24 protein-coding genes are annotated in these 26,560 nt (G+C 47.8%); 7 read left to right on the top strand and 17 right to left on the bottom strand.

Annotated features, from left to right (window positions below; genetic code table 11):
* The first annotated feature begins 168 nt into the window (after positions 1-168).
* A complete protein-coding gene (locus GV64_RS06590; RefSeq protein ID WP_020580908.1) occupies positions 169-1,830 on the top strand; it encodes a putative transporter in 1,662 nt (553 codons plus the stop codon).
* Between the two features lie 167 nt (positions 1,831-1,997).
* Here GV64_RS06590 and GV64_RS06595 read toward each other — a convergent pair whose 3' ends face one another.
* The 3 genes from GV64_RS06595 to GV64_RS06605 all read right to left on the bottom strand — a co-directional run bounded on the left by GV64_RS06595 (position 1,998) and on the right by GV64_RS06605 (position 4,909).
* The gene (locus GV64_RS06595) at positions 1,998-2,876 is read right to left on the bottom strand and encodes an alpha/beta fold hydrolase (RefSeq protein ID WP_020580907.1); all 879 of its coding nucleotides are present in this window, start codon (positions 2,874-2,876) and stop codon (positions 1,998-2,000) included.
* A 254-nt stretch (positions 2,877-3,130) separates the two neighbouring features.
* On the bottom strand, positions 3,131-3,514 hold the full coding sequence (locus GV64_RS06600; protein WP_020580906.1) for a RidA family protein: 384 nt from the start codon (positions 3,512-3,514) through the stop codon (positions 3,131-3,133).
* Between the two features lie 93 nt (positions 3,515-3,607).
* Entirely contained in the window at positions 3,608-4,909 is a 1,302-nt protein-coding gene (locus tag GV64_RS06605; protein WP_020580905.1) for an L-cysteine desulfidase family protein, read from the bottom strand.
* Between the two features lie 289 nt (positions 4,910-5,198).
* Here GV64_RS06605 and GV64_RS23650 point away from each other — a divergent pair, with 289 nt between their 5' ends.
* Positions 5,199-5,921, top strand: coding sequence for an MliC family protein (locus GV64_RS23650; protein WP_081622021.1), 723 nt, complete (start codon positions 5,199-5,201; stop codon positions 5,919-5,921).
* Between the two features lie 83 nt (positions 5,922-6,004).
* Here the strand turns inward: GV64_RS23650 and GV64_RS06615 are convergent, their stop codons facing one another.
* Positions 6,005-7,183, bottom strand: coding sequence for a cation:proton antiporter (locus GV64_RS06615; RefSeq protein ID WP_157236893.1), 1,179 nt, complete (start codon positions 7,181-7,183; stop codon positions 6,005-6,007).
* A gap of 216 nt (positions 7,184-7,399) precedes the next feature.
* Here GV64_RS06615 and GV64_RS06620 point away from each other — a divergent pair, with 216 nt between their 5' ends.
* Positions 7,400-8,059, top strand: a complete 660-nt coding sequence (locus GV64_RS06620) for a YdcF family protein (RefSeq protein WP_157236891.1) — start codon at positions 7,400-7,402, stop codon at positions 8,057-8,059.
* Between the two features lie 101 nt (positions 8,060-8,160).
* Here the strand turns inward: GV64_RS06620 and GV64_RS06625 are convergent, their stop codons facing one another.
* Positions 8,161-9,558 (bottom strand): class II fumarate hydratase, encoded by a 1,398-nt coding sequence (locus tag GV64_RS06625; RefSeq protein ID WP_020580900.1) that lies wholly within the window; start codon positions 9,556-9,558, stop codon positions 8,161-8,163.
* Positions 9,559-9,747: 189 nt separating this feature from the next.
* Here GV64_RS06625 and GV64_RS06630 point away from each other — a divergent pair, with 189 nt between their 5' ends.
* Complete coding sequence (locus GV64_RS06630) at positions 9,748-10,638, top strand: ankyrin repeat domain-containing protein (protein ID WP_152553946.1); 891 nt, start codon at positions 9,748-9,750, stop codon at positions 10,636-10,638.
* Positions 10,639-10,835: 197 nt separating this feature from the next.
* Here the strand turns inward: GV64_RS06630 and lnt are convergent, their stop codons facing one another.
* The 5 genes from lnt to miaB form a co-directional block, all read right to left on the bottom strand.
* The gene (gene lnt / locus GV64_RS06635; protein WP_020580898.1) at positions 10,836-12,392 is read right to left on the bottom strand and encodes an apolipoprotein N-acyltransferase; all 1,557 of its coding nucleotides are present in this window, start codon (positions 12,390-12,392) and stop codon (positions 10,836-10,838) included.
* A complete protein-coding gene (locus GV64_RS06640) occupies positions 12,392-13,234 on the bottom strand; it encodes an HlyC/CorC family transporter (RefSeq protein WP_020580897.1) in 843 nt (280 codons plus the stop codon). Before GV64_RS06640 ends, lnt begins: the two co-directional genes overlap by 1 nt.
* A 93-nt stretch (positions 13,235-13,327) precedes the next feature.
* Positions 13,328-13,789: an rRNA maturation RNase YbeY gene (ybeY, locus tag GV64_RS06645; RefSeq protein ID WP_020580896.1), complete on the bottom strand. Its 462-nt coding sequence runs from the start codon at positions 13,787-13,789 to the stop codon at positions 13,328-13,330.
* Complete coding sequence (locus tag GV64_RS06650) at positions 13,789-14,928, bottom strand: PhoH family protein (protein ID WP_020580895.1); 1,140 nt, start codon at positions 14,926-14,928, stop codon at positions 13,789-13,791. Before GV64_RS06650 ends, ybeY begins: the two co-directional genes overlap by 1 nt.
* 135 nt (positions 14,929-15,063) lie before the next feature.
* Entirely contained in the window at positions 15,064-16,413 is a 1,350-nt protein-coding gene (gene miaB, locus GV64_RS06655) for a tRNA (N6-isopentenyl adenosine(37)-C2)-methylthiotransferase MiaB (protein WP_020580894.1), read from the bottom strand.
* Positions 16,414-16,915: 502 nt separating this feature from the next.
* Here miaB and GV64_RS06660 point away from each other — a divergent pair.
* Positions 16,916-17,242, top strand: coding sequence for a DUF1820 family protein (locus tag GV64_RS06660; RefSeq protein WP_020580893.1), 327 nt, complete (start codon positions 16,916-16,918; stop codon positions 17,240-17,242).
* A 58-nt stretch (positions 17,243-17,300) separates the two neighbouring features.
* On the opposite strand, the gene GV64_RS06665 is transcribed toward GV64_RS06660, so the two are convergent.
* The 4 genes from GV64_RS06665 to GV64_RS06680 form a co-directional block, all read right to left on the bottom strand.
* The gene (locus GV64_RS06665) at positions 17,301-17,945 is read right to left on the bottom strand and encodes a hypothetical protein (RefSeq protein WP_152553947.1); all 645 of its coding nucleotides are present in this window, start codon (positions 17,943-17,945) and stop codon (positions 17,301-17,303) included.
* Between the two features lie 94 nt (positions 17,946-18,039).
* Positions 18,040-19,323 carry a glutamate-1-semialdehyde 2,1-aminomutase gene (gene hemL, locus GV64_RS06670; RefSeq protein WP_020580891.1) on the bottom strand — a complete coding sequence of 428 codons (1,284 nt, stop codon included), beginning with the start codon at positions 19,321-19,323 and terminating at the stop codon, positions 18,040-18,042.
* An 84-nt stretch (positions 19,324-19,407) separates the two neighbouring features.
* A complete protein-coding gene (gene thiE, locus GV64_RS06675; protein WP_020580890.1) occupies positions 19,408-20,070 on the bottom strand; it encodes a thiamine phosphate synthase in 663 nt (220 codons plus the stop codon).
* Between the two features lie 120 nt (positions 20,071-20,190).
* Positions 20,191-21,507, bottom strand: a complete 1,317-nt coding sequence (locus GV64_RS06680) for a dicarboxylate/amino acid:cation symporter (protein ID WP_152553948.1) — start codon at positions 21,505-21,507, stop codon at positions 20,191-20,193.
* A 455-nt stretch (positions 21,508-21,962) separates the two neighbouring features.
* Between GV64_RS06680 and GV64_RS06685 the strand changes: the two genes are divergently transcribed.
* Positions 21,963-22,874 carry a pseudouridine-5'-phosphate glycosidase gene (locus GV64_RS06685; RefSeq protein ID WP_020580888.1) on the top strand — a complete coding sequence of 304 codons (912 nt, stop codon included), beginning with the start codon at positions 21,963-21,965 and terminating at the stop codon, positions 22,872-22,874.
* Between the two features lie 91 nt (positions 22,875-22,965).
* On the opposite strand, the gene GV64_RS06690 is transcribed toward GV64_RS06685, so the two are convergent.
* The 3 genes from GV64_RS06690 to GV64_RS06700 form a co-directional block, all read right to left on the bottom strand.
* Positions 22,966-23,517 (bottom strand): GNAT family N-acetyltransferase, encoded by a 552-nt coding sequence (locus GV64_RS06690; protein WP_020580887.1) that lies wholly within the window; start codon positions 23,515-23,517, stop codon positions 22,966-22,968.
* A gap of 21 nt (positions 23,518-23,538) precedes the next feature.
* Entirely contained in the window at positions 23,539-24,717 is a 1,179-nt protein-coding gene (locus GV64_RS06695) for a MerR family transcriptional regulator (protein ID WP_020580886.1), read from the bottom strand.
* 87 nt (positions 24,718-24,804) lie between these two features.
* Positions 24,805-25,404, bottom strand: a complete 600-nt coding sequence (locus tag GV64_RS06700) for a LysE/ArgO family amino acid transporter (protein WP_020580885.1) — start codon at positions 25,402-25,404, stop codon at positions 24,805-24,807.
* A 135-nt stretch (positions 25,405-25,539) separates the two neighbouring features.
* Here GV64_RS06700 and GV64_RS06705 point away from each other — a divergent pair, with 135 nt between their 5' ends.
* Entirely contained in the window at positions 25,540-26,283 is a 744-nt protein-coding gene (locus tag GV64_RS06705; protein ID WP_020580884.1) for an SDR family NAD(P)-dependent oxidoreductase, read from the top strand.
* The last annotated feature ends 277 nt before the right edge of the window (positions 26,284-26,560 follow it).

Here is a 26,560-nt window from a genome sequence, read left to right on the forward strand (position 1 = left end):
TTATAACCCGCTAGGATACAACACTGCCTGCCTGAGCGCACTTTTCATGTTGATTTATACACGCAGGCTCTTCCACATTGATCTGAATCATCCGGTCAGATTGTCAGTATTTGGTAAGGTGGTGGCGCATTTTTGGTCTTTTCATGAATTTTATTTTCGGGAAATATAATGAGCGATATAGCGATATCCATATCGATCTTGTCGCTGGTGGCTGTGCTGGGCCTGTGGATAGGCAACTGGCGCATCCGCGGCATTGGTATGGGCATAGGTGGTGTTCTGTTTGGAGGCATCCTGGTGGGGCATTTTGTCTACCAGATGGATATCCATCTGGACAGCCACACCCTGGAATACATCAAAGAGTTTGGCCTGATTCTGTTTGTTTACACCATTGGGATTCAGGTGGGGCCAGGCTTCTTTTCATCGCTGAAAAGCAGTGGCTTGAAGTTGAATGCCTTTGCTGCGGGGCTGGTACTGCTGGGTGGCGTAGTCGCTACCGTACTTCATCTGATGTTTGATGTTCCTTTGCCCGTTGTGCTGGGTGTTTATTCGGGCGCTGTGACGAATACGCCTTCTCTGGCGGCAGGCACTGGCATTCTGGCAGAGCTGGGGACACCAGAAAGTATGCTGGCACTGCCAGGTTCTGCTTACGCCGTTGCTTACCCATTTGGTATCTGTGGGATTCTGCTGAGCATGTGGTTTATCCGGCGGCTATTCAAGATAGACGTTAACCAGGAAGCGGAAGAATTTGAGAAAGTATCTGGTACTGGAAAGGAAAGTCTGTACACCATTAATGTCGCCATCCGAAACCTGAATATTGATGGTCTGGCAATTCAGGATATTCCGGGTCTGAATGATGGAGAGCTGGTTTGCTCGCGACTGAAGCGGGGAGAGGAGCTGGTTGTCCCCAAAGGCGATACAACAGTGGAGCTGGGGGATATTCTCCATCTGGTTGGCAGTCGACAGAAATTACAGAATGCCCGGCTCATTCTCGGTGAAGAAGTGGATGCTTCTCTTACGACCAAAGGGACAGAGCTGAGAACCTCCCGGGTAGTAGTGACCAATGAAAAGGTTCTGGGTAAAAAACTGATCGACCTCAAATTCAAGCAACGCTACGACGTCGTGGTTTCACGCCTGAACCGTTCCGGTGTCGAACTGGTGCCCAACCGGGATGCCTCGTTGCAGTTTGGTGATATCCTGAATCTGGTTGGCCGCCCTGAGTCTATTGATGCTGTCGCCAACCAGGTGGGTAATGCTCAGCAGAAACTGCAGCAGGTTCAGATGATGCCAGTGTTTATCGGTATTGGTCTGGGTATTTTATTAGGCTCTGTGCCACTTCATATTCCTGGTTTGCCAGCGGCACTTAAACTGGGTTTGGCTGGAGGACCATTGCTCGTCGCACTGATTCTTGGTCGGATAGGCAGTATTGGACGTCTATATTGGTTTATGCCGCCCAGTGCCAACTTGGCTTTGAGGGAGATCGGTATTGTTCTGTTTCTGGCGGTGGTTGGTTTGAAGTCCGGAGAGAACTTTGTCGACATTCTTGTGAATGGGGATGGCCTTCAGTGGATGATGTACGGTGCGGTGATCACTCTGGTACCGCTGCTGATTATAGGCATTACCAGTCGCATGTTTGGTGGACTGAATTACCTGAGTATCTGTGGAATGCTGGCAGGTTCCATGACGGACCCTCCTGCGCTGGCCTTTGCCAACAGCCTGCATGAAAAGTCCGGAGCGGCTGCACTATCGTACGCTACGGTTTATCCTCTGGTTATGTGTTTGAGGATTTTGTCACCGCAGATACTGGCAGTAATGCTGTGGGGAGTTGTATAAGTGTATAAAAGGGGGGGGTACCCCCTCCCTTTTATCGTTGCTGGTAACTTCTTTGAAGGGGCTGTGGAGCAATCATCTGTCTCAGGTTCAAGTAATAGCCCAGGCTATTCAAAATAAAAATAATGAGAGGCAGAGGTAAAAGTTTTAATGGATGGCCATTATTTTTGTTAAATTGCTGTCCGGTTAGCTTGATGCTTGAGGGCTCCGAGAAATTGAGACCAACGATCAGTATCAATAAAACCATAATGCCCCGCCCCTTTCCAGATAGTCGCGGTTGAGTTGGGCAGACGGTCCGCAACCCTTTTAGGCATTTCTGGTGAGATTATATCGTCCGCATCTCCGTAAAACACATCAAAGTGCTGCGTTATATCTTCAAGCTCGAATCCCCAGTGCCATAGGGCTAAAGTCATTTCGTAAACCCCCTCAGATCCTTGCTCCATTCCGGTGGTAAAGCTTGCCTCGAACATCTCTCTCTGGGCGGGGTTAGATAGAAAAGTATCTGCATCAGAAGGGTCCCCTTCAGCGATATTCTCTACATACGAGCCTATGTCCTTTTTGGCTTTTTTTATATCCATCTTATATGCCCACTTCAAAACATTATGAAAATGATGAAGTTTGACAACCAGCTTGAGGTCTTTCATTACAAGCATTTTGGCAAATCCATCTTCGTCAAATGGCCCTGCCGGTGAGGCAAGTACACCATGAGTAACACGCTCAGGCATATGGAGGGCTATTGATAATGCATGTGGGCCTCCGCCAGAATGGCCAGCAACTGCAAATTTACCCAAATCTAAATGGTCGGCGAGCTGTTCCATGTCAGGCCCCCAGTCAACCATTCTGCGGTCTTTTTTTGGGGTAGACCCTCCGACACCGGGTTGATCTGCAGCAATCATCCAAAGGCCTAATGACTTGGCAATATTATCATCAGGGTTTCGAATTAGTCTGGAGTCGGCAAATCCATGACTGAAGATAACCGGGAAGCCATGAGGGTCACCATAAGTGTCATAAGTCAGTGTGCGACCATCAGATAGTTTGACAGTTTCCATTGAACCCTCGCTAAATAAAATAGAAGCATTTCTTCAGGTAGATGCTTATCTCCTAACTGATATAAGGCAGCTGAAGGTTAAATGTTCATAATAGCAGCTCGAATAAAAGAGGCCGTTTGGAACTGCTAGTGGAGAAACGATGCTGATTTGCGGAGCACTCTCTGCTTCCATCTGGCATCGGGTGGTGTGCTTGCCCAGCGACAAGCACAGAGCTCATGAGATGTAGATTTTTGATGGGATAGTTTTATTGCTAATTACTTTTGAGCAATGGCTTCAATTTCTACCAGAGCATCTTTTGGCAGACGTGCCACCTCTACACAGGAGCGGGCAGGGTAGCCGGCTCCCAAGCCATCAAAGAACGCCTGGTAGACTTCATTGACCGTGGCAAAGGTATTCAGGTCTTTAACAAATACCGTCATTTTAAACACGGAGTTCATGGTCAGGCCTGAGGCTTCAATAATTGCCTGAACATTTTTCAGAGACTGCAGTGCCTGGGCAGCAACATCTTCCGGCATTTCTCCGGTTACCGGGTCAATAGGGAGCTGGCCAGAGGTAAAGACCAGGGAGCCGGTATCCACTGCCTGCACATAGGGACCAATAGCCGCAGGTGCTTTTTCTGTATTGATTGCTTCAGCCATTACTTCTTCCTTCTTGTTAATGAATGGTTGTCTGATACTGGTTCAATAAAGGACTCTAGGAACAAGTATTAGACAACACGGTGGTGAATATATTCAGATCGATTTTGACGTCATGATCTTCAATATCATCCGGTCAGTTTCCCGCATACCTTGATTACCTAAAAGACCAAGGTTATCAATGGTTTCCTCAACGCATCCGGCAATAATGCCTTCCTGTCCGGAAACACGGATATTATTGATGGCCATCAGGGATGCCTTCACGGCGGCTCCGGCAGAGGTGGATACCTTCATGGAACAGCAGGCTTTGGCTCCATCACAGAAAATACCAGCAATATCGCCAACCATGTTAAAAATGGCGCATTCGACCTGTTCCCGTTCGCCACCAAGCAGCCAGGTGATTCCACAGCTGGCCCCGGTGCCTGCTGTTGTGGCACCGCACATGGCGGAGAGAGTATCAAGATGAGTCTTGATATAAATGGCAATCAGGTGGCTGAGTATCAGTGCTCTGGCCAGCTTTTCTTCACCACTGCCAAGATGATCTGCAACAGCGACTACAGGCATGGTGGCAGCAATTCCCTGGTTGCCACTGCCGGAATTACTCATTGCGGGCAGCATGGCGCCATCCATTCGAGCATCGGAAGCGGCAGATGAGCGCATCATTGCCAGCGTTATCAGGTCTTCGGATAATAGTCCCTGAGAGATGTTCTGTTTCAGTGTTTTACCGACTTTTAAGCCATAACTGCCATTCAAGCCCTCTGCTGATATGGTTTGGTTCAAACAAGCAGCATCGAGAATAAAGCGGATTCTGTCGTAGGGTGCCTGAGTGGCAAATTTGTAAATACTTGCAACGGACAGTTTACTGGTGGCGCTTTCTTTTTGAGAGTCATCGTTTTTACTCTGGGCAGAAAAGACCGCTTTACCATTTAATTCTTTCAGAACCACCTGGGTGTGATGGTCCTTAATAATAACCCGTGCAATGCTTTCCCCTTTGGAAACCAGTACTTCACTGTACAGTACCTCTGGAACATCCTTGATTTGAACACTAACCTGGCCTGAATCAATCATGGCTTTTGCCTGACAGACGTGCTCAATTGTGATGTCTTTTAATACCTCAAGTCCGGCTTCCGGGTTTCCACCAATGGCACCCACTGCTGCGGCAATCGGCAAACCCACCATGCCAGTACCGGGAACCCCAACACCCATACCGTTTTTCATCAAATTACCACTGACGTATACCTGGATCTGGTCAGGCTGTTCTCTCAGAAGCTCAACGGCTAGCGCCGTTGCATAAGCGGTAGATATAGGCTCGGTACAGCCGAGTGATGGAATGACATTGTCCTGTAAAATCTGGATGTACTTTTCCCATTCGGGGTACCACCCCTCAGAAGGCCTCATGTGAAGGATCCTTACCACGTCTGATTTACAAAAAGGCGCTCATTTTTTGGGTGTTGAAGGTGTTGTTGTTCCGCAGAAATGAGACGAGTGTAGAAATTTTGTTCTGATTGTATAGAAACAGGAGGGGCTGTTTTTTGATGTTCATCATGACAGGCTTATCTTTTAAGTCTTTTCTCTTATGTAAACAGAGCTCAGGCCTTTGCCTGATAGCTATAAGCCCCCTATTATTCGGTAGTTAATCCCCACCTCTGTTTGTGCTGCAAGTTTCTGGTCATGGAGAGTATTGAGCATGAGTTGTTTCTTCGTAAGAGCAAAGTGTGCCGTTGGGCTGGCAATATTGAGCTCAATCGTCTTGACAGGTTGTACATCCTTGGCAGAAAAACAGTCAGAGAGAATAAGTACTGAGGGCTCTGCTGCTTCAAACAGTGAGCGAAAAGCGGTGACTCTGGCCTACGACTGTGAACAAGGCTTTCACTTTATAGCTAGTATTGAGAGTGATTCTAATGGAGCAAGTGCTTGGGTATTTCTGCCTGGAGAGACGGTCAAACTACCGGTTGTAGTTTCAGCATCTGGTGCAAAATTCAGTAATGGCAAGATCACCTACTGGAGCTCAAAAGATGAGGCTCTGCTGGAGTACAATGGTAAAGAGTATAAGCAGTGCAAAGTTAATAGGAAGCAATCCATCTGGGAAGATGCAAAGCTGAGAGGTGTCGATTTCAGGGCTGTAGGTAATGAACCTGGGTGGACTCTTGAGATTAGAAACAGCGAGCAGATATTGTTTGTCACTAACTACGGTCAAGACCGTTACACTTTTACTGCCCCAGAACCTGTCAGTAATGCTGCAACAGGCTCAACTGAATACAAAGCCAGTGCCGACGGTAATACGCTTCTTGTAACACTTGAAGGAAAGCGGTGTGATGACACCATGGCTGATGATGAATCCTACCCAACCACGGTGACGATTCAGTTTGATGGTCGGCATTACATGGGGTGCGGTATGCCGTTGCATTAAAAATGGTACGCACAAAAGCTCGCAGAGTGCTTTCTGCGTGCCTTTGCGACTTTCTTATGAAAAGAAGTAACCTGAAAATTGCTTTAATCACTTCTCAGCTCTTTACTGGGGGAAATAGGTGTTGGCAATCGGAATACCACCACATAGGTGGAAATGATAAAAGTAAGGATTGCCGCACCTTCAATCAGTAATGCCGTATCTTGCTGAATACGCCCGGCAGTCATGGCTCCATAGGCCAGCAGCAGGGAGAATTCACTGCTTTGCCCAAGGCGCAAACCCATTTCTCCAGCATTATCGTTACGTTCTCCTGCCAAACGTTTCAAAAGGTATTTGAACAGGATGGGCTTGGTGATTAAAACGATGGCAGATGTTAAGAGAATAGCTAATAACAGATGACTTTTAAGAAACGGGTCAAACTGGGCGCCTACTGAAAAGAAGAAGAGAATAAGAAAGAACTCCCTTAATGGTTTCAGTCCCTCGGCAATAAATAGTGAGATGGGAGATGTGGCAATGCTGACACCGGCAATAAAGGCACCAATTTCATGGGATAAGCCAAAAGATTCTGCCAGCTGGGCTGCCGTCAGGCACCAGCCGAGGGAGACCAGGAAAATATATTCAGAGATAATGTCAAAACGGCCCATTAGAGGTAGCAGTATATAACGGACAAAACACCAGGCACCCAGTGTAAACGCACAGGTTTTCAGGGGGAGTAAAAGTGCGTCGATATGGGCACCACCATCATTGCTGCTGTAGAGAATCAGAATGGTCAGAATGGCCAGAATATCCTCAAATAGCAGGATGCTGATCATTACCTCACCGGTTCTTTTGTGGTGAAGTGTTGTTGTTGGGATCAGTTTCAGGCTGAGTACGGTGCTGGAAAACGCCAGAGCCAGACCAGCGATCACCGCTTCAATAAAAGGGAAGCCAAAGAGAAGGACAAGCACTGCCCAGATCATGACGCCGACAGTGCTCAAACAAAGAAAGGTAACCAATGCCGTCTGTTTCAACTGTTTGAGGAGATTCCTGGGATGGAGATGCAGACCAAGCAGGAACATCAATAAAATAATGCCCATGGTGGAGACCGCTTCTATATGTCCGTCGTTAATGACCACATTCAGGCCATAAGGGCCAACCAGCATACCCAGGCAGATATAAGCAAGAATAATGGGCTGTTTAAGCCAGACAAACAGGGTACCCAGTAATGAGGCGCCACCAAAGATGACAGCCATTTCCAGAACTAAATGCTCAAACGGTCCTTGCACAGTGCAAACCTTATAATTGAATCTACAGGATTGTTCAGGATAGTTGATCATGTGCATTGTGATTCTGAACATTAATGGCAGCAGGTATTTGCTCGACAAACTGGTTGAGTGTCACAATGATTGCCCAGAGAACAGGCTCTCTGGTAATGAGCTTCCAGATACGAATTTTTATATGGGTGCCCTGTATTTTTCATGTTGCTCTTTTGGCTGATCATAATGGGATTGATTTTTAAAACATGGGTTGCTTGGTTGGCACTGGTCATTCTTTATCTTTTTTCGACTCAGCCTGTTGCATCACTATTGATCAGAAGCCTTGAACGCTACACGGTATTTAATCCGAAGCAAATGTTGCCTGTTGAGCCTGAGGTTATTGTAATTCTTGGTGGTGGCTTACCCCGTAAAAGTCCGGAAATGTCAGGTTTTCGCCCTTCCATGTATACCCTTGAACGGCTTCGTTATGGAGCATGGCTGCATCACCAGACAGACCTGCCTGTCTTGGTCAGTGGTGGTGGTTACCGACCGGAAGCGACCATAATGGCAGACAGTCTTAAAAATGATTTTGGTGTAGAAACCCAGTGGTTGGAGAAGCAAAGTACTACGACTTGGGAAAACGCACGTTATGCCCGTGAAGTTTTGCCGGAAGAGATTCAGTCCATTTTACTCGTGACTCATGGCTGGCATATGGCCAGGGCTGCTCTCAGCTTCGAAAGGGCGGGATTTAATGTGGTTCCGGCACCGGGTATGCTGGCGGACTCTTCGAAAGATTCTTTTCGTATCAGTCGGTGGCTCCCCAGCGCCCGCCACCTCAGTGACAGTGAACGGGCTCTCAGAGAATACGCAGGGTATCTGTGGTACTGGTTGGCCTATCGTAACTGACGAGTTGTTTTTAACCACGAAGATCACAAAGTTCACTAAGAAAAAGACATTCTTTTCTTTCTTTGGACCCTTTGTGATCTTCGTGGTTAAAAAGGGCGCGATCACTCAGCTAAGCCACCCTTTGTTAGCAGAATGGGGTCCAGCAGTTTTTTGAGTTCTGATTCACTCAGGTTGGTCTTCTCTTTTGCTACCTCAAATACCGAGCGCTTTTCTGTATAGGCCTGCTTGGCTATTTCAGCGGCTTTCATGTATCCAATTACCGGGTTCAGTGCGGTAATCAGTATTGGGTTTTTGTAGAGCGCTTCGTCGATGTGCTCTTGTTTAACCTTAAAGTCAGCCAGTGCTTTATCCGCCAGTAATCGACAGCTATTGGACGCCAGAGTGATGCCTTTAATCAGGTTACTGCCTATCATGGGCAGCATGGTATTTAATTGAAAGTTGCTGGATTGGGCCCCGATAGTGATGGCGGTATCAAAGCCGGTAATCTGTGCCGAAGCCATCAGTACACACTCACAAATGACCGGGTTTACTTTCCCCGGCATGATGCTCGATCCGGGCTGTAGAGCCGTCATCTCTATTTCTCCCAGCCCAGCTAAAGGACCGCTGTTCATCCAGCGAAGGTCATTGGCAACCTTGGTTAAGGTGGTCGCCAGACTTTTCAGCGTAGAAGAAAGCTCAAGGGCGGCTGATGGCAGGCTCAGCGATGCAAAGAAGTTATCACTGGGCTTAAAGGTGATCCCGGTGGTTCGATGTAAGTGTTCACACACCTTTATAGCAAAGTCCCGATGAGTATTGGTGCCGGTACCCACAGCCGTGCCACCAATGGCCAGGGAATTCAGCCTTTCCATGCATTGCTGAAAACGCTGCCGATCCTGCAGAACCAGTGCTTTCCAGCCACTGATTTCCTGCTCAAAGGTCACCGGCATGGCATCCATAAGATGAGTCCTGCCGGTTTTGACGATACTGCCAAGCTCTTGCTCCCGCTGGTCAAGAATTTTCAACAAGTGATCTACTGCTGGCATCAGTTGGTGTTTTACCATTTCAGAAGCGGCAACATGTATAGCGGAAGGAATCACATCGTTACTGCTCTGTCCCATATTCACATGATCATTGGCTGAAACCTCCAGGTGATTCTTACGTTTAACCAGCTGAGTAATCACCTCGTTTACATTCATATTACTGCTGGTGCCAGAGCCAGTCTGGTAAATATCCACTGGGAACTGCTGCTCATAGTTGCCAGGAAAATTTCCCTGAATCACCTGATCACAGGCTCTGGCGATGGCGTTGGCTAACTCTTCGGAAAGAAGCCCAAGCTCATGGTTAGCTTTAGCTGCAGCCTGCTTTATCTGGGCGATGGCCCTAATAAAGGTAGGAGGAAGAGGCTGGTTGCTGATATGAAAATTGTTCACGGCACGTTGCGTCTGGGCACCATAGAGCGCCTCAGCTGGCACAGAGACTTCACCAAGGCTGTCTTTTTCGATTCGGCTTCTGTTGGGCATGGTCAGGAACCTTATAAAGGCAAAAGATTTGGGGGGGCGACGATTTATTCAGGCAACTCCTTTATCGGAGAGAAGAGAGGATAGTTAATGGTAGATTAGATATTTATGGTTGACTGGATTGTAGCTGTAAGAAACTTTTCATTAAGTAATGAGTCAAAAAGATGCGATAGCATAAACTAAGAGGTTGTTATGTCTGGAGGACTTTGTCCAGTATCTTCTTACGCCCTGCCTTCATCTTTTGATAAGCAATGTATGTCGGATGCTGTTGAAAAAATAAAACATAAGGCTTCGCAATACGTAAATGGGGCAGAGAGGTTTCTAAAATCAGGGAGTATCGGAGACTTTCTGGGGGCGGCAAAAGCAATAGCTACAGAACTCAAGGGGCCTGAAAGGCATTTAAAATCGTGGTCTCTCCCTTATAATTTGACGCCTCTACATATTGCATGCTTGGCAAGAGACGATGATCTTTTAAAGGCTGCTTTAAACGATTCGCGTTGTTTATCTTGTATTGATCAATGCACAGTCGGGCTAAGTGAGGAGAAGCTTGCTGTCACTGTTGGTGAAAAGAGCATGCCAGCGATGAATCATGATACTGCACTGCACTTTGCATTATTTACCGGATGGAATGAAGGTGCTCTTATTCTTATTGAGCAGCTCAAGGCGGCAGGTAGTTTGGATCATACTGTTAATAATACCGGAAATAGTTTGCTTAATTTGGCGGCAGGAAACTGTAGTCTTGAGGTAGTAAAGGAGCTTTGTAAGAACTTTGCTAACTGCGATGGATATAAAGACTTCTTGCTTCATACGACGCATAATCACAGCAGTATACTGCATCATGCGAGTTCACAGAAAAAACCTGATGTTTTCCATTTTCTCTTCAATGAACAGATGTTGTTTGGTTTGAACACTCTGTTTACGCCGGATAAGGGGGGCAGTACTCCTTATGGATTAATCCAGAATAAGAATTATGAGCCAGCTAGTGAGGAAGTAACATGGGATATTGTGCGAGAGGAATGTCTGCAGGAGTTCAAGAAGGAGCAGATGCAGCAGTCCTTACAATGGAGGTGCAATATAGTTTGAGTTTTTAATCCTTTCCTATTTAATGCTCTTAATTAGTTTACGCTTGCGCACTTGAGGTATGGTTTTCGGTTTTTTAGTTCTCTATGCCTCGTACAGTTCCCAGGAATGATCGGGGGTAATACGCTTTTGAGAAGATTATGGAGTGTTTGTCTAGAATAATAATGAGACTGGAGTAAAAAGTTGCACTGAGAAGCTAATTAGTCTGGCCCATCTATGGAAGACTTCCGGTATATAACCAGCAAAATCATTAGTAGGGCAATTATAAGAACAGGCCAGGATCCTAAAGCCATAAACGGAGTCTGGCCTTCCCGAATCTCAGCTGAAGATGACAGCACTCCACTGGTAAAGCGTGGAATGGTTTCTACCACATCACCCTTTTCATCAATCAGGGCAGTAATTCCATCATTGGTAGCACGGATCATATAACGACCGGTTTCCAATGCTCGCATTCGGGCAATCTGGAAGTGCTGTACTGGGCCAATGGATTTTCCAAACCAGGTATCGTTGCTGATGGTTATCAGCAGCCCGCTTTCCTGAGCCATCTGTGCGGCAAAGTCCGGATAGACCACTTCATAACAGATATAAGAAGCAATTTTTACATCTCCAGCCTGAATCAGGGCTTGTTCGGAATGTCCTTGAGAGAAATCCGACATAGGGAGATTAAAGAAATCAATCAGTCCACGAAGCATTGACTCCATTGGGACATACTCACCAAAAGGCACCAGCTTCTGTTTGTCATAGCGGCCAGAGCCGTCGCCCATGGACAGAATACTGTTGTAGTAGCGAGTTTCACTGCCTGAGTTATCGTCCACAGGCATGCCCAGAATCAGGGTGGTATTATTTTGCCGGGCTTGCCGATCCAAATGAGTCATTAAGCCTTGCGCACGGTTATAAAACAGTGGAATGGCATTTTCTGGCCATATAATCAGCTCCTGCTCCCACTGATCTTCAGTAAGGCCTATGTAGGTGCTGACGGTGGAATGAATAAAGTCAGGATCCCACTTCAGACTTTGAGGGATATTACCCTGAATAGCACTGAACGATAGCTCTCCAGTCTTTTCAGTCCACTGAATATGCGCCAGAGGCCATGCCAGACCCCAGCACCCAAGAGAGATTAATAACGCAATAATATCAGGCGTTCGTTTTTGCTTTGCAGGAATGACCAGGGCGAACAATAGGCAAGCCGTTGTTACCATTAGCAGGCTTAGGCCATAGGTCCCAATAACAGGGGCCAGTGCTGAAAAAGGAGTATCCAGCAGGGCATAGCCAGACAACAGCCATGGGAAACCGGTCAGCAGCCAGCTGCGAACCCACTCAAACAAAACCCAGATGCTGGAAAACAGAAGCGCCTGTTGCCATGGAGGAAGCCTGTTGGATTTACTCTGCTCTGCCTTTCGTTGATTCAACCAACTGTAAAGCAGGAAAGCTGGCATTATCATTAAAGCGGAAATGCCCAGCACGAAAAGTCCGGTCAGCAGTCCTGCCAGCATTGGAGAGGCTGCGCCAAACTCATGGATACTGACGTATATCCACGAAGTGCCTGCACCAAACATACCGACACCAAAAAGAAAGCCACAAAGTGTGGCTTTCTTGACCGGCAAGGTTCGGGTCAGGAGAAATACAGTGCCAACGGCCAGCATGGGAACTGGCCATAAGTCAAAGGGACTGAAGCCCAAAGGCATAGCCGAACCTGCTGCCAGAGACAGCAGATATCGCACTACTTCCACATAAGAACGGGGAGTAACGGAAGGCATTAGCAGGGGGTTACCCGCAGTAGTCGAATTCGACGACCATCGGCGTTCAATACATCAAAACGGAAACCGGAGATTTCCACCGACTCATTGCGGGTCGGCATATGGCCAAACTCCTGCATCACAATGCCTCCAATGGTGTCGAACTCATCGTCCGGGAATTTGGTGGTAAATTGTTCGTTGAAATCTTCGATGGGCGTCAATGCTTTAACAATGAAGGCATGCTCAAGATCATCGGCTGGTTTGATGAAAGTATCTTCATCAACATCGGTTTCATCTTCAATATCACCAACAATCTGTTCCAGCACATCTTCAATGGTAACCAGACCAGCAACACCACCAAACTCATCAATAACGATGGCCATGTGATTGCGGTTGGTACGAAATTCCCTGAGCAAAACGTTCAGGCGTTTGCTTTCGGGGATAAACGTTGCCGGGCGTAAATGGTTCTTGATATTGAATTTGCTGCCAGTGTTGAGGATCAGTGGTAGCAGATCTTTGGCCAGCAGGATGCCAATGACTTCGTCTTTCGTGTCGCCAATGACAGGGAAGCGGGAATGGGCAGACTCAATAACCTGGGGAAGAAATTCTTCGGGGCTCTGGTCTTCATCAACACAGACCATCTGGGAGCGGGGAATCATGATTTCGCGAACCTGCATGTCCGCAACCTGTACAGCGCCTTCAATGATGCTCAGTGCTTCATCATCCAGCATGCCGCGGCTTCCGGCATCTCTCAGTATTCCCAGAAGTGCATTCCGGTCTTTGGGGTCCTGATGAAACATACTGGTCAGTTTGTCCATCCAGGATGGTGACGGATGATCATCCGCCGAATGGTCGTCGCTCATTGCCCTCTGTCTTCATGGCTATGCCCACGCTTTAAAAGCATGGGCGGTTTACTGAATACGAAACATTGCTCTTTCATTCGGAGATTTTCAGGTTCACTCATTACCCTGATAGGGATCAGGATAGCCAAGCTGGCCAAGAATGTCCGTTTCCAGAGACTCCATTTTTTCGGCTTCATGATCTTCAATGTGATCATAGCCAAGCAGGTGAAGTGTGCCATGAACAATCATATGAGCCCAGTGGGAATTGAGACTTTTTTTCTGTTCAATGGCTTCCCGTTCAACGACCGGGACGCATATGACTAGATCGCCCAGTAATGGGAGTTCCAGTTCGGCAGGAAGGTCGGAAGGAAAGGACAGTACATTGGTTGGCCCCTCCTTCCCGCGCCATTGGCGGTTAAGCTCGGTTCCTTCTTCCTCATCCACAATGAGCAGGCTGATTTCAGCTTCTTTATAATGTTCGCCAACGGCAGCGGTAGCCCATTTCTCCAGTTCACTCTGGTCTGGGAGCTGTGAACTGGAGCTGTTGATCATTACATCAATATGAACCGTGGCCATTACTGCATACCCTTGGAAGGTGAGGAGTCAGAAGCTGACAGGGAGCCATCAGTTGAGTCTTCAGCTGCTTGAGAGTCTTTCGCTGTGGACGGTTTTTTTGCCGGTCTGGAACCTTTATTTTCAGGTTGTCGTTGGGTCAGTTTGTCATAGCGGTCATAGGCCTGAACAATGCGTTGTACCAAGGGGTGGCGTACCACATCTTTGGCAGTGAACCAGGTAAAGCCAATGCCTTCCACACCTTTAAGAACTTCAATAGCACTGGCTAAGCCAGAGCGGGTACCTCTTGGCAGGTCAACCTGAGTGATATCCCCGGTAATGACTGCAGTGGAGCCAAAGCCTATTCGGGTCAGAAACATTTTCATTTGTTCCTGAGTCGTGTTTTGTGCTTCATCAAGAATAATAAAGGAGTTATTAAGAGTTCGCCCACGCATATAGGCCAGAGGCGCCACTTCAATAACATTCTTTTCAATCAGCCGGTCAACCCGCTCGAAGCCGAGCATCTCATAAAGTGCATCGTAGAGCGGTCTTAAGTAAGGGTCGATTTTCTGGGACAGATCACCCGGTAGAAAACCCAGTTTCTCACCGGCTTCAACGGCAGGACGAACCAGCAGGATGCGACGGATTTGCTCTTCTTCCAGTGCTTGAACGGCCGCAGCGACTGCCAGATAGGTTTTACCGGTTCCTGCAGGGCCAATGCCAAAATTGATGTCGTACTGAAGAATGGACTTTATATAGTTCTGCTGGTTAGGCCCTCTCGGTGTGATCAGACCTTTGCGTGTACGTAAGGATATCAGTTTGTCAGTTGGTTCCTCATGAATCCACTCAACAGCAGATTCCTGTAGGAAAAGGTGAACGGTGTTCGGACTGAGAGGCTCGTCCTTACCTGTTTCCCTGAACAGGCGCTTTAATATTTCTCCTGCTACGTCTGCTCGATCGTTTTCACCGGTGATGGCAAAAGTGTTGCCTCGATGGCGGATTATGACATCAAGCCGTTCTTCAATCTGCTTCAAGTGCTGATTGAACTGTCCACAAAGCTCAGCGAATCTCAGTGGTTCATCGGGCTCAAGGGAGAAACGGCAGACGTTATGGTCAGTACCGTGGCTATCAGGAGTGGGCTGTCCTTGTATGTTGGTATTCAAAGTCAGTTATTTGCCTTTACTGCTTGTTCATTCAAATAGAATATTACGATGGACAATGGATGAAAACCAAAAAGGATTCTTTGTCCGAAAGCAAAGAGAGGAGCTATCAGGTAGCTCCTCTTTTCTACAGGTTGATCAGGCCACACTATCCAGTTCTGAGCCAGACAGGGTTCCGCGAAGAGAGTGGGGTAGCGCTTCAACAATTTCAACATTGGCAAAGTGCCCAATCAGTCGAGGGTCGGCACATTGGAAGTTAACGACACGGTTGCACTCGGTACGTCCGGATAGTTGCCCTGGATCTTTTTTGGAATAACCGGTGACCAGAATCTTCTGGGTGCTGCCAACCAGGCGGCGGCTGATCTGAATAACCTGTTGATTAATGCGGTCCTGCAGAATTTTCAGGCGCTGCTTTTTCACCTCCTCAGGAACATTGTCTTCCATATCAGAAGCAGGGGTGCCAGGACGTTTACTGAAAATGAAGCTGAAGGAGGCGTCAAAGCCCACTTCGGCAATCAGATTCATGGTGTCTTCAAAGTCTTGATCAGTCTCACCGGGGAAACCAACAATAAAGTCTGAAGAGAGTCTCAGATCAGGACGGATCGCCAGTAGCTGACGGATCTTTTTCAGGTAGTCGTCTGCTGTATGTTCACGTTTCATCAGCTGAAGAACCCGGTTTGAACCACTTTGTACCGGCAGGTGCAAGTGGCTGACAAGCTCCGGTACTTCGGCGTAGACGTTCACCAGGCTGTCAGAAAACTCCAATGGGTGAGAGGTAGTAAAGCGGATACGATCGATACCATCAATGGCAGCAACCAATGTGATCAGCTCAGCCAGATCACAGACCGTGCCATCATACTTTTCACCACGATAGGCGTTAACGTTCTGCCCCAGCAAGTTGATCTCTCGAACCCCTTTCTCTGCCAGTCCATAGCATTCAGCAATAACATCATCCATTGGGCGGCTGATTTCAGCGCCACGGGTATAGGGAACGATGCAGTAGGTGCAGTACTTGTCACAGCCTTCCATAATGGAAACAAAGGCAGTCGGACCGTCAACGCTGGGTTCTGGCAAGCGGTCAAACTTCTCAATTTCCGGGAAGGTCACATCCACGACAGGGATATGATTGGCCTTGCTGGTATCAATCATCTCTGGCAGACGATGCAGGGTCTGGGGGCCAAACACGACATCTACCTGGGGGGCACGCTTTCGGATCTCCTCACCTTCCTGGCTGGCAACACAGCCACCGACCCCGATAATGAGGTCTGGGTTCTTTTCCTTGAGCTTTCTCCAGCGGCCCAGCTGATGGAAGAGCTTTTCCTGGGCTTTTTCACGAACAGAACAGGTATTCACCAACAGGACATCAGCTTCTTCCGGGTTGTCTGTCAGTTCCAGGGTATGGGTTTCACCGAGCAGGTCAGCCATGCGGGCTGAATCGTACTCGTTCATCTGACAACCATGTGTCTTGATATACAGTTTTTTGCTCATTTCACACTTTACTGGCTTGTGCCTTAAAGGGCTCAAACCTGCAGCGAGGTTAAGCCTGTTCATATATAAGCAGCTAACCAGATGAAATCATATTTTCTGAGTAACTGGGCAGTCCCTCTGCTGCGTTACAACGGTAGTTACATAGCTACAGCCATGCTCCTACCGTTTCGCTTTGCATACTAACTATCCACTCACCCAGAAATATTCGATTCCATTTGCTCAACTACTTAAAGAGAATAAACCGGGCATTATAGCTACCCCGCAGCATGGAGGATAGTCAATGATATGTCCGGTTAAACAGTGATTACATCAGGTTGGTCGTGGTCAGTGCACAGTATGGTCAGGTGATCACGAATAAAAATTCCTCTCAGGTTTGTACATTTCCAGTGTATTTAAGCAAGCCAATGGCGTTTTGCTTTGTGTTATCATTCCCGCCCAGAATTCGTATTGTCAGCTCGAACCTCATAGATCGAGCCGTATTTTAGAGCGGTAATAGAACCCAATGGCGAAAACCCCCATTTTCCGTGTGATCTTCCAAAACCAGGGCGAAGTGTTTGAAGTTTACGCCCGTCAGATTTTCCAGAGTGAGCTCTGGGGCTTTATTGAGGTCGAAGAGTTTGTCTTCGGTGAGCGCAGTCAGCTTTTGGTGGATCCCAGTGAAGAAAAGCTAAAGGCTGCTTTTGAAGGGGTTAAGCGCAGTTATATTCCTCTGAATACCATTATTCGTATTGATGAGGTGGAAAAGGAAGGAACTGGGAAGGTTTCCGAAGCGAAAGGGGATAATGTCAGGCCTTTTCCGGTGATGCCACATATTCCCAGCAGGGATTAATGTGAAGGGGCGCGAAAGCCCCTTTTTAGTTTCAGCCACTGTTGAAATACATTTAGCATTAAGCGGATGCCTGGCTATTTGAATACCTGTTTTTAAAGAGCAGATAAAGCCCGCTGCTGAGCAGAAGGTTGCCAAGCCCAACCAGATACCGAAACAGATCAAGCCGAAGATAGCCTGCCAGTGTGCCTTCTGTGCCGATGATCAGTGCACCGGTAAAGTAGCTGGCAATAGAGGCAATAATCAGCCATTTTGGATTGGACTCTACAGGTGAACGCAACAGCAGGTATAAAGCTGAAACCAGCAGTACGGCCATCTGGAGGTCACGGTATATGATATCTACACCATACCAGCGACACACCTCGTAAACGATGCATATCCCCAATATTAGCCGGCCCCAGGCTGCCCGACTCCAGCTATTGACTGTTACGCCAAGACAGGTGGCAATTCCCGTCAAAGGTGGTGCCAGAAACATCGCGGCATTAACCAGCATCTCATGGGGGCCAGACCATGCAGTGGATATTCCATAGCGCAGACTGCCGGTAATGGATGCCAGTGCCATTAGCAGGAAGCCCAGCAACGCTGCTGTAGCTGACAATCGATGTACTTCTGAAAACGCCTTTTGCTGAGCCATTAGAAAAACGGCAAACAGACAGGCAAATGCCAATACGGCATCAGAAATGGCCAGAGAACTCATTGTTTGCAAGACGGCGTAACCATTAGATTATTTTCTATCTGAATATAAGCAACGGGGGTGACATCATCATTTTTAGTCATCCCCCCATTGTGTATCTGCTGTATCAGTTCAGTCGGGCAAATGCTTTTTCTGCTGCCTTCAGTGTGGCATCCAGCTCTGCCTGACCATGGGCAATGGAGATAAATCCTGCCTCGAATGCTGAGGGCGCCAAGTATACGCCATTATCCAACATGCCATGGAAGAATTTGGCATAACGGTCAGTATCACAGGCCATTACTTTGGCAAAACAGTCCACATTCTTCTGGTCAGTGAAGAATAGACCAAACATGCCGCCTACCTGCGAGGTCGTGAAAGGTATGCCCGCGACTTCGGCTTTTTCCTCCAGGCCTTTCAGCAGTTGGGCTGTTTTTTCTGTAAGCGCTTCATGGAAACCATGGGTGGAGAGGTTTTCGAGCGTTGCCAGACCTGCAGCCATGGCCAGAGGGTTACCGGAGAGTGTACCTGCCTGGTAGACAGGCCCCAGTGGTGCGAGGTGTTTCATGATATCTTTACGGCCACCAAAAGCACCTACAGGCAGACCTCCACCAATAATCTTACCCAGTGTTGTCAGGTCTGGTTTCACACCGTAATAGGCCTGGGCTCCACCAAGAGCAACACGGAATCCGGTCATTACTTCATCGAATATAAGTACGGCGTTGTATTTATCGCAGAGTGCACGTAGCCCTTCCAAAAAGCCAGGGGCTGGTGGAATACAGTTCATGTTGCCAGCAACAGGCTCAATGATAATGCAGGCAATCTCATCACCCACCTGGTTAAACGTCTCTTCTGCTTCAGCAAGATTGTTGTATGCAAGAGTAATGGTCTTTTCCGCAAGGGCTGCAGGTACACCTGGAGAATTTGGGACACCCAGGGTCAGCGCTCCGGAACCAGCCTTTACCAGCAGAGAGTCAGAGTGACCATGGTAACAGCCTTCGAATTTCACAATGCGGTCACGGCCGGTAAAACCACGAGCCAGACGAATGGCACTCATGGTCGCTTCGGTGCCAGAGTTGACCATGCGCAGAAGTTCCATGGAGGGAACCATCTCCCTTACCATCTTTGCCAGCCGGGTTTCCAGCTCAGTTGGTGCACCAAAACTCAAACCTGCCAGAGCCTGATCGCGCACAGCGGCGATGACATCTGGATGGTTGTGGCCGAGAATCATCGGGCCCCAGGAACCGATGTAATCAATGTATTCCTTACCATCTACATCATAGAGGTGCGCGCCTCGGGCTTTTTTGAAAAAGATGGGCTTGCCGCCAACACCTTTAAACGCTCGAACCGGTGAGTTTACCCCCCCGGGAATAACCGTTTGGGCATCTTCAAAAAGCTCTTCAGAACGAGACATGGTGGCAATTCCTTAATGTATGCTGTGCAGATTAAACTCGATGTTGTAGCAGCAATAATTTTTTTTTGCGATTACAGATGAGTTTTATACGGCTTTACGGCGCTTGTTAAGCTCAGGGCTGTTGTCGTTAAACAGTGTCATAAAGTTCTGGGAACGCTCCCTGATATTCTGCGCCGCAAACAGGTTGTTGACGACGGCGACCATATCTGCGCCGGCAGTAATCACGTCAGAAGCATTTTCCATTGTGATGCCACCGATGGCGATTATAGGGAGGTCAAACATTTGTCTTGCTTCTGACAGAATCGAGAGCTCAGCATTTTTGGCATCTGGCTTGGTGCGGGAAGGGAAGAATTTACCAAAGGCAATGTAGTTGGCACCTTGCTCTACGGCCGTTTTTGCTTTCTCCAGAGAGTTTTCACAGCTGATACCGATAATGGCGTAATCACCCAGACGCTCTCTGGCATAGGCAAGGCTCTCATCCTGTTGTCCAAGGTGGACACCGTCTGCTTCCACATCCAGAGCCAACTCAATATCATCATTGATGATCAGCATGGCTTGATATTGATGGCAGAGGACCTTAAGTGCTCCAGCCTGCCGTAGCCTTTTGCCGCTATCCAGGCTCTTATCGCGGTACTGAAGTACTTTCATACCGCCCATCAAAGCTTGTTCTACTGTTTCGATCAGAATTCTGTCATCAGGCTGCAGCTGACTATCGGTAACACCGTACAGGCCGTGTAATCTATGCATGCTCCATACCCAATTATTAAATAACCGGCAGAGTATACCAGTTTATTGCCCTTGTCTTTAAGGGACGTTCATTATTAGTCATGAGAGCAGTTTTTACCCCATTCCGGCTGAAAGTGATTTCTAACACAAGTCGGGCTTTCCCTGTAACGTGGCAGAATCGATAGCAACACTCTCGCTTTTTGCTGGAGTGTCTTCACTGACTTCCGGAGCAGTTTCACCAACAGAGCAGAGAATGCCGGCAACGGTATTGCCGACCACATTGGTGACAGTACAGCCTGCGTCCGTGATCCGGTCGGTGGCGAGAATAATGGCCATAGCCTCTATGGGAAGCCCCATGGTGTGCAGCAATACGCCGGTAGATACCGCTGCACCACCAGGTATACCACCGGTTGCAACCGCCAGGAGAAAGGTCGTGAACCCCATAGTGCCAAGCTCCAGCAGGGTCAGATCCACATGCCAGGCGTTGGCAACAAAAAGAGCGGCTACGGTCATGTAAATGGCAGAGCCAGACATATTAATGGTGGCTCCCAGGGGAACCGTGAAACCAGCGATATGATCAGGGACTTTGAATTTTTGAATCAGTGTCTGGTAAGTGATAGGGATAGAAGCATTGGAGCTGGCAGTGGAGAGTGCAAACATCACCTGTTCACGGGTATGGCGAATAAAGACCATCGGGGAACGCTTGATCACCAGCCCAATAAGAATTGGATAAATGACAAATAACCAGAGACACATAATAAGAAGGCAGGTCACCACATAGGACAGCACACTCAAAATGCTACTGCCGTTCAGTGTAGCGGCCAGTTTGGCGGTCAGGAAAAATACACCGTAGGGAGCGAGGCTCATGACCATGCCAATCAGTTTCATCATGACACTGTTAGCCAGTGAGAAGGCATTGCTGACACTGTGGGTTTCGTGATTTTCCAGTTTTTTGATCGCAATTCCGGTAATGATTGCCATAAAGAGAATTTGCAGGATATTGCCTTCGACTACGGCCTGAAAAGGGTTTACCGGAACCACATTAATTATCATGCCTAGCAATGAGGGAAGCTCAGACTGGCCAGACCGGACTAACTGATCAACGTGCCCCAGATTGGCTCCGGTGCCCGGTGCAATCACAAGCGTAATCACAATGGCTGAAATGATGGCAAACAGCGTGTTGCCAAGATAGATGCCAAAGGTTTTGACGCCAAGGCGACCAACCTGGGTAATATCATTAAGGCTGCATACGGCGTGGACAATGGAGACAAAAATCAGGGGGACAACCAGCATTTTTATCATCGCCACAAACATCACGCCGGCGGCGTGAAAGAGGCCACTGACCAGGTATTCCTGAATGATACCTTCGGGGGAGGACGCTAGCTGGATTGTTATACCAGTGACCATTCCCAAAATCAGGGCTATCAGTATCTGGGGGGCAAGACTTTTCTGCATCATACGCTCTGCTCTCCACTCAAGTTAAAGTGAAATGGCTCTGCTGACTAATGCCCCCATTACTTACTTGGAACGTTTTATCAGGAACAAGTTCCCGCTTAGGATTAAAAATTGGTGTTTTTTTATGCTAAAGCATTATTTTAGATGAAATTTGTCGATTTTCCTGAATATGTTCTGGAGTCAATGTGAGGGTAAGTTACAAGGAAGCCTGAAGGGCTTACTGCAGTGGCGCAAAGACGCAAAGAAGGTTCCCTGATGGCTATCGTTTTGTAGCTATTGCCTGTTCAGTGCCAAGAAGATAGAAGCAGTGGCTCAGGCAAATTATCGCAGGATATAAAAGTTCAAAGAGAAGACTTCTGTGATTTCTTGGTTCATCACACAGACTTTCCAGTGGCTGGAAAGGCATTGCAGAAATCATTCACTACGCTTGTTGTCGAATCATACTTTTGGAGACCGCCATGTCGTTACAATGCCTTGATATCAGCCCTGAAGTTTCGAAAGCTCTGGCCAGAGGCCAGCCGGTTGTCGCACTGGAGACAACCATTCTGAGTCATGGCATGCCCTGGCCTGAAAATGTGAAAACGGCTCATGCAGTGGAGAAAATCATCCGGGATGCGGGTGCTGTACCTGCAATGACGGCCATTCTGAATGGTCGTCTGAAAGCAGGCCTCTCAGAAGCAGAAATTGACTATATCGGAAGCCACAGTCAGGCGATGCATAAAGTCAGTCGAAGGGATTTACCCTGGCTGATGGCCAAGGGAGAGAATGGAACAACCACGGTTGCATCCACAATGATCATTGCCGCGAAGGCCGGTATACGCATTTTTGCGACAGGAGGGATTGGTGGTGTTCACCGGGGTGCTAAGGAAACCTTTGATATTTCTGCAGACCTGCAGGAGCTGGCCAGAACACCGGTAGCGGTGGTTTGTTCGGGCCCTAAAATCATTCTGGACCTTGGGCTGACGTTGGAGTACCTGGAAACGATGGGCGTTACTGTTGTTGGTTACGGTACTGACAAACTACCTGGCTTCTACGTCAGAGAAACTCAATGGAATGTGGATTGTCGTGCTGATAGCCCTGTGGATATAGCCAATATTCTTCGTACCCGCTGGTCTCTTGGGCTGGATGGTGGCGTTTTAATTACCAACCCGGTCGATAAGTCATTGTCACTTACTTTAGAAGAAGTGGAGAGCATTCTGGAACACTCTTTTAAGGAAATGACTGTTGAAGGCGTTGCTGGCAAAGCTATTACTCCTTGGCTGATTAAACGATTGCATTACGCTACTAAAGGTCGATCATTGGCAACCAATATTGAGTTACTGAAAAGTAATGTTCGGCTGGCGGCTCAAATTGCCTGTGATTATTGTTAGGAGCTTGTCGGACTTTTTCTCACTACGGTCGGTTAAGTCCGACAGGCTCCTGGAGAAAAAAGGCAGCCTGCTGAGCACCCTTGACCGGTGATTACCAGATTTCGGGCTTATTCATCGCCTGAACGCATCGTGGTTTGCCATCAATTGGCTCAATTTCCTTACTAACCAGTGACTGGCCTAACCAACCTTCCGGGTGGGACAAAGGCAGTGGCGCCTTGATCACGGTTTCACTGACAGGTCCAAATCCTGTGTGGGAGTAATAATTAGGGTCACCGTAAGTGAATACCAACTTTGTGCCATTGTCTTTTAATGTACTCAGACCAAAATTGATCAACGCCTGCCCAGTACCCTTACCCTGGTAATCGGTGCTGACAGCAACTGGAGACAGTAGAAAGGCATCGATACGGCTGTCAAAGGTTAACCGGGAAAAGATAATGCAGCCTGCAATCTGCTCTCCATGGTGCCGACTATGATCCCGGGCAACAAAAACGAAGAGGTCATTGCTGTCCGTTGTATTCATTACCTCATAGGCCAGGTTACCGACCATGGTTCCTTCCGCTTCGTTTTCTGAGTCAGTAAACGTCCTGGTAAATAGGTTTCTGATCTCGTCAATTTCGCCTGGGTTATAAACTGAAAACTCCACGTTTCCATACCTCCAAATCAATTACATCGTTTCTGAGCGCTGTAGCACAAACATTTGATAGCCATACTGCCCAAGGTAGTTGTGGTAAATGTTCAGCTCGGTCTGTATATCTCTCAATGCGGCGGAGTCAGCCATTTCGGCTTTCAAGTCATTGACCCGCATCTCAAGAGGTTCGTAGTAGGCTTGCCAGGCCTGCCTGCTTAAGGCAAAGCTGTCAATTACCCGGTAGCCTGCTTCCATTGCCTGTTGTGAACGTTCTTCTGCCGTTACCAGGTCTGGGTACTCTTTTTCCCAGAAAGCTCTGACATCTTCTTTTGGCGTCGGTGTTTGCCAGACCAGGTCACTGATGACGAGTACCCCTTCTTGTTTTAGCAGTTTGCGCCACTGCTTCAGAGCATTGGTGACTCCGATTACATAGGCGCTGCTCTCGGCCCAGATAAGGTCAAAGCTCTCTGGTTCAAAAGGCAGATCCGTCATACTGGCACAACGGGTAGTGATGCGTTCGGCCACACCAGTCGCTCTGGCTCGATCCATCAGGCGGTTTAATGCCGGTTCATCATTATCAACGGCCGTGATATGCGCATTACAGTTCTGAGCCAGTACTGTTGTGGCGATACCTCTACCACAGCCCAGTTCAAGAATGGCTTTTGGGGATACGGGTACTTGTGCCAGGGCTTTCAGGGTTTCTGCTTCTGAGCCAGGCCCCCATCGGTCCAGCGTGTCAAAAACACGCATGAAATCGGCCATATACGCTTGATGACTGTTCATATCTTTTGATAACCACTTCAATCGCAGGGCATTTTTCTCATCAAAGCCCTGTTTTATTAACCAATCCAGATGGGCGTCAGGTGCAATTTTATCGACCTGCTCATGCCATGCAGTAAGCTCACCTTCACCCAGCAGGGCAGCCAGTAACTGTCGTGACTGCTGCTTTTGTGCAATCTCTTCATCAAGCTGATGGAGTCGGTTGAACAGTACTTGTCGTTCAACTTTTGCATCGAGGCAGGCCTGACACTCTTTCAGCGTCAATCCGCCCGCCTGTAACTGTTGGATCAGGTGGAGCCGCTGGACATCTCGATCACTGTATATGCGATAGCCATTAGCCTGCCGCCTGCCTTTGATCAGTCCAATCTTCTCGTAATAGAGGAGTGTGGCTCGAGACAAACCTATCTGTTCAGCCAGTTCTGATATTCGATACATTCATGTGCGCCTGACTCATTCTGGATGGCAGGCAAGATAAACTATGAAGCTATAGTCAGGTCAAGTGATGTGTTGAAGAAAAACAATTCAGGTGAGTACCAGTGAACTGGCAATGGTTAGCATGGTCAGGCCCACAAAGAATTCCAGAAACTTCCATGACTTCGGGTTTTGAAACAGAGGGCTGAGAAGCCTTGCGCCGTAGCCAAGACTAAAGAAGAACACGAAGGAGGCGGTGATGGCTCCCAGCGTAAACTCCAGTTGCTGACCTTCATACTGGGTTGAGATGGAACCCAGAAGTACTACGGTATCCAGATAAACATGAGGATTCAGCCAGGTAAAAGCGAGACAGACAGCCATGGTCTTCCATATCGACCGGGGAACACTGGCATTCTCATCAAGGGCATGGGTTTCCGTAAAGGCTGAGCGAAAGCTCAACAGGGCATAGACAATAAGAAAAACAGCGCCCCCATAGCGGGCAAAAACCTCAATTTCCGGGAACTGCTCAACGACCACACCAAAGCCAGCAACGCCCAGGGAGATCAGCAGTGCGTCGGAAAATGCACATAGCAGACAGACCAGAAAGACATAGTGTTTTTTTATTCCCTGCTTCAGAACAAAGGCATTTTGAGAGCCAATTGCCAGGATTAGTGACAAGCTGAGAGAGAAACCGGAAAGATATGCAGACAACGTAACAACCTGTTAGTGATTATTATTGAACCAGCGAACGTATTATCGCAGGCAAGCATACCAGACTGTATGCAGATGGCTGAAATGAAATACTGTGACTATTCTTGAGCCTTTCTCAGTGAGAGAGGGGTTGTCATGCGATTTGATAATAAAGTTGCAATTGTTACTGGTGGCTCTTCGGGGATTGGTTTTGAAACAGGGCAAAGGCTGTCCAGTGAGGGAGCCAGAGTTTATAACCTGGATATAGCTGAGTCAGAAGCCGTAGCCTCAAAATTTATTCACTGTGATGTGTCCAGCTTTGAGCAGATTCAGAATGCTGTGCAAAGTGTCATAGCTGCTGAAGGAAAAATTGATGCTCTCTTTGCCAATGCCGGCATTCATAAATTTGGAACGATTGAAGAGACTGCTATTGAAGATATGGAGAAAGTCATCAGTATTAATTGTTTCGGTATCTTTTACCTGTTAAAAGCAGTGCTTCCAGTAATGAGAAAGCAGGAGAGTGGATCCATTCTGCTTATGGGTTCGGACCAGTCTTTTGTTGGTAAGGGTAGCAGTTCTGTCTATGGTATGAGTAAGGGAGCCGTTGCTCAGCTCACTAAAAGTACTGCTATTGATTATGCGCCATTCAATATCAGGGTGAATTGTATTTGCCCAGGAACGTGTGAAACAGGAATTTTGAAAAGGGCGGTTGGGGAGTTCAATCAATTGACTGGTGTAAGCGAGCTTGAAATTCTCCAAATGTTGGAAAATGCTCAGCCAATTAAAAGAATTGCCAAGCCATCGGAAATTGCCAGCCTCGCTTGTTATCTGCTGTCTTCAGAAAACAGCTTTATGACTGGCGCATTGGTTCCTGTCGATGGGGGGTATACTTGTCAGTAGAGTCATTTTGATCAAGTATCATGGCGTCGCGGGAGATCGAAATACCACTCAGTTCCCGCTTCTCTCGGTTGCTCATAGGTATAAGAATTTCTGCCCTGTTGTTGAATAGACAGTCGGAATATATTCCATAGACTTCCCAGGCCATTGGGCTGGAAGGGGCTTAATTGATATTCCATTCACTACAGATCCAAGGCTGGTAAATCAATGATCTTATCGAGTGTACCTGTTTCAGTCACCAGCAAAGTATTACATGGTTTTCTATTGACCCGTCTAAAAG

Origin of the sequence: Endozoicomonas elysicola (assembly GCF_000710775.1) — a bacterium.
Classification (GTDB): Bacteria; Pseudomonadota; Gammaproteobacteria; order Pseudomonadales; family Endozoicomonadaceae; genus Endozoicomonas; species Endozoicomonas elysicola.